The following is a 3,032-nucleotide window of genomic DNA, read 5'->3' on the forward strand; positions in this document are numbered from 1 at the left end:
CGCGGCAGCACTACAGGAATTCACAAGGCGAGCGGCCGACGTCATGCTGGGCGATGTTGCAGCGTGGCGCCTGCTGGCCGAAGGTCGGCGCCTGACGATTCCAGGCTGAGGCCTGGGCGTGGCGAGGGCATTGTCAGCTCTAACGTCGCTTGCCCCGCCGCTCGGGGCGTAGAGCCGACCTTCGCTTGCTGCACCGCGCCGGCGCGGCGCCAGCGCGGCTGCGCGTCGTTCACGGTAGAGGTTTCGGCTGATGAGCCGGCTTTTCTGGCTGAAGTGATTGACGCGGTTCATCGTCAGCTCTCGTCGTCAAAAAGGCATTTGGCTGTTCTAGGCCCGATTGTTCTTCCAGCGTCTTGTGTCCTGAAGATCGGCTGCACCGACCTTCTTCAGGGCGGCGCCGTTTGACCGCTGTTCGTCGGTGACGAGGTGAGCCTCCGGCCGTTCAGGCCCCGAACCTGTCCTTCGTATAGTCCCGGTACGCCTCGCTCTCGGCCTTGAGATCGTACGGAACCTCATCGACACAGTCGGGCCAGTTTTGAGTTTCCAGCCAATATTCGACGAGGCCGAGCCGCGCGCAGAGCTTCACGAAGCGGGGGTCCGCACGCAGTTCGGGATAGGCGACCGGAAACAGCAAGTGCGGGCGGTAGGCGGTCAGGCCCACCACATCGTGAGACCCGCCGGCCGGGCCCAGGCGTGCGCGCTCAAGCATGTCGTAAGCCTCATCCACAAACCCCAGGTGCGCCACCCAGACTGCCGGCGTCGTATCCATGTGACCAGTCTGGTCGAGCCGTCGACGAAAGGACCCGATCAGGTCCGCACAGTTCTCAGGCGTCCGATTGCGCATGGTGGCCACGAGGCGGAGCAGGCCGCTGTACTCCCGCAGCGGATTGCGCGCCAGCCGCTTGGGATCCGTGAGCGCTGCTGCAGCGTCCCAATCCTCCGCATGCATGTAGGCGACCAGCAGCGCGGCGGCGGTGTGGTGATCCTCCGGCCTCCGCGCGAGCGTCTGTTGCAGCATGTCCCGCCCTTCGCTGTACTGGCCACAGCGCCAAAGGGTCTGCCCGCAAGCGGTTCCTGCCAGCCAGTTCAGGGAATCGACCTCCATGCAGCGCCGTCCGTGCGCCGCAGCGTCGCGTACGCGACCTACATTCTCAGCGTGCCAGTTCAGCGAGAACTGGGCATCAACGTCATTGGCCCCGAACTTCGCCATGTCTTTGGCGGCGCGCTCAAGTCGCAGAAAATCCCCGTAGGGATCCAGCAGCATCCATTGGGCGACCGCGGCCCGGGGGTTTTCTGGATCGAGAGCGCGACACTGGGCGATCTGACCGGCGACGGCCTCCGACAGCTCCGGCCGATCGGCGTAGGGAAGCTGCATTCGCAGCAGCGCCCCCGAATAGGCCAGCGAGCCCCAGGCATCCGCGAAACCCGGCGCGCGCTCGGTCACGGGTTTCAGCAGGGCGATGCAGCGGTCGAGGCCCTCGGTGTGGACGACAAAGTCCTTTCCGCGCAGGTAGAGATCGTAGTCTGCCGGATCGATGGGCCTCGTCTCGGGCGGAAAGAACGCCAGGTCCAGGGCCTCGGCGATCGCTTCGGAAATCTCGTCCTGCACAGCAAAGATGTCTTCCAGGCCGCGGTCGTAACGGTCTGTCCAAAGCGTCACCTGGGTAGTGGCCTCGACCAGCTGGGCGGTCACCCTCACCCGCCCGCCGGACCGGCGAATAGAGCCGTCGAGTACGTGGGTGGCGTTGAGGGCGGCGGCCGCCTGAGCCTTGCTGGCGCCCCGGAACTGAAAGCTGGATGTTCGGCCAATCACCTTGAGCTTTGAGCCGCGGGTGATGCGCCCCATGATCTCATCGCTCACCCCGTCAGAGAAGAACTGCATCTCCTCGTCGCTTGAGAGATTGTCGAAGGGCAACACGGCCAGCATCCGCTCGCGCTCCCGTGGAAGGGCGGTGAAGCCGTGCGCTGAGGGGACAGGGTGCGGACTGGGCCCGGGCTCTGTCCCCACAAACCGCTGCACCTCGCCGATGAAACCGAGCCAGGCACCGTCCCGGACATCGCCTCGCCATTGCGAAAGGTCCACCGTGTGGGTCAGCTCGAACATGATCGGCCGCTCGCAGGCCTCCAGCATCACCGGAACCAGCGTGCCCTTGCGATCGGCCAGCGTCGCCTCAGCGCGGACCCAGCGGGAGACCACAGACGTGTTCGACCAGAGGACGACGACGGCCTTGGACTCGCGCAGCGCCTGCTCGATCTTCTCGTCAAAGGCCTCGCCAGACCTAAGGGCATTGTCCCACCAGACATCGAGCCCCTGAGCTTCCAGCCCCACAGCAAACCGCTGCACGGCGGCGCGATCGTTGTGACTGTAGGAAAGGAAGACGTCGGGCACAGTTCCGTCCCATCGGGAAGACGCAACGGCTACACGAGCTTGGCTGTAACGTCGAGAAGCCTAACAAACGGGGTCAGAGTCGACTCTTGACGCCCCCGACCGATTCGTACCTCACGGGAGCGATATCCCCGCGCGCTGGAACCGCTCATTGAAAATAGCAGCTTCCTGCATTCCGGTATTCGCCCCGATGGCTGCCAGAGTTGCTTACGCTCATTCTTCTGCTGCCGATGACCGCGGCGTAACCTAGGCTCAAGTCCCCGCACAGGCCGCTGACTGAGCGGGTTGAAGGCCGCGGCCCTAACGCCCCACCCAGGCCTGGTAGGGGTCGACGAAGGGCTTGCCGAGGGCCTCGGCGACAGCGGGGTGGGTGACGTCGCCCGTCAGGGTGTTGAGGCCGCGGGCCAGGTGCTTGTTGCGCTTGAGCGCATCCAGGCCGCGGTCGGCGAGCTGCAGGCCAAAGCCCAGGGTGGCGTGGACCAGGGCGTCGGACGAGGTGCGCGGCGCCGCGCCGGGCATGTTGGCCACGCAGTAGTGGACCACGCCGTCGACGGTGTGGTGCACTACTGCGTGGCCAACATGCCCGGCGCCGCGCCGCGCACCTCATCCGAGGCCCTCGGCAACGCGACCCTGCCCTTCGGCCTGG

The 3,032-nt window shown here is 65.7% G+C and carries 2 protein-coding genes and 1 pseudogene; 1 reads left to right on the top strand and 2 read right to left on the bottom strand.

Annotated features, from left to right (window positions below; translation table 11 throughout):
* Positions 1-442: 442 nt before the first annotated feature.
* Positions 443-2,389: a TIR domain-containing protein gene (locus ACLL81_RS08490; RefSeq protein ID WP_411287913.1), complete on the bottom strand. Its 1,947-nt coding sequence runs from the start codon at positions 2,387-2,389 to the stop codon at positions 443-445.
* A 297-nt stretch (positions 2,390-2,686) separates the two neighbouring features.
* A pseudogene (locus ACLL81_RS08495) lies at positions 2,687-2,959 on the bottom strand (alanine dehydrogenase); the annotation flags it as partial.
* Between the two features lie 6 nt (positions 2,960-2,965).
* Between ACLL81_RS08495 and ACLL81_RS08500 the strand changes: the two are divergent.
* Positions 2,966-3,032 (top strand): hypothetical protein (locus tag ACLL81_RS08500; protein WP_411287914.1); only part of this gene is annotated, 67 nt, incomplete at its 3' end.

The organism is Phenylobacterium sp., assembly GCF_046590535.1.
Classification (GTDB): domain Bacteria; phylum Pseudomonadota; class Alphaproteobacteria; order Caulobacterales; family Caulobacteraceae; genus Phenylobacterium.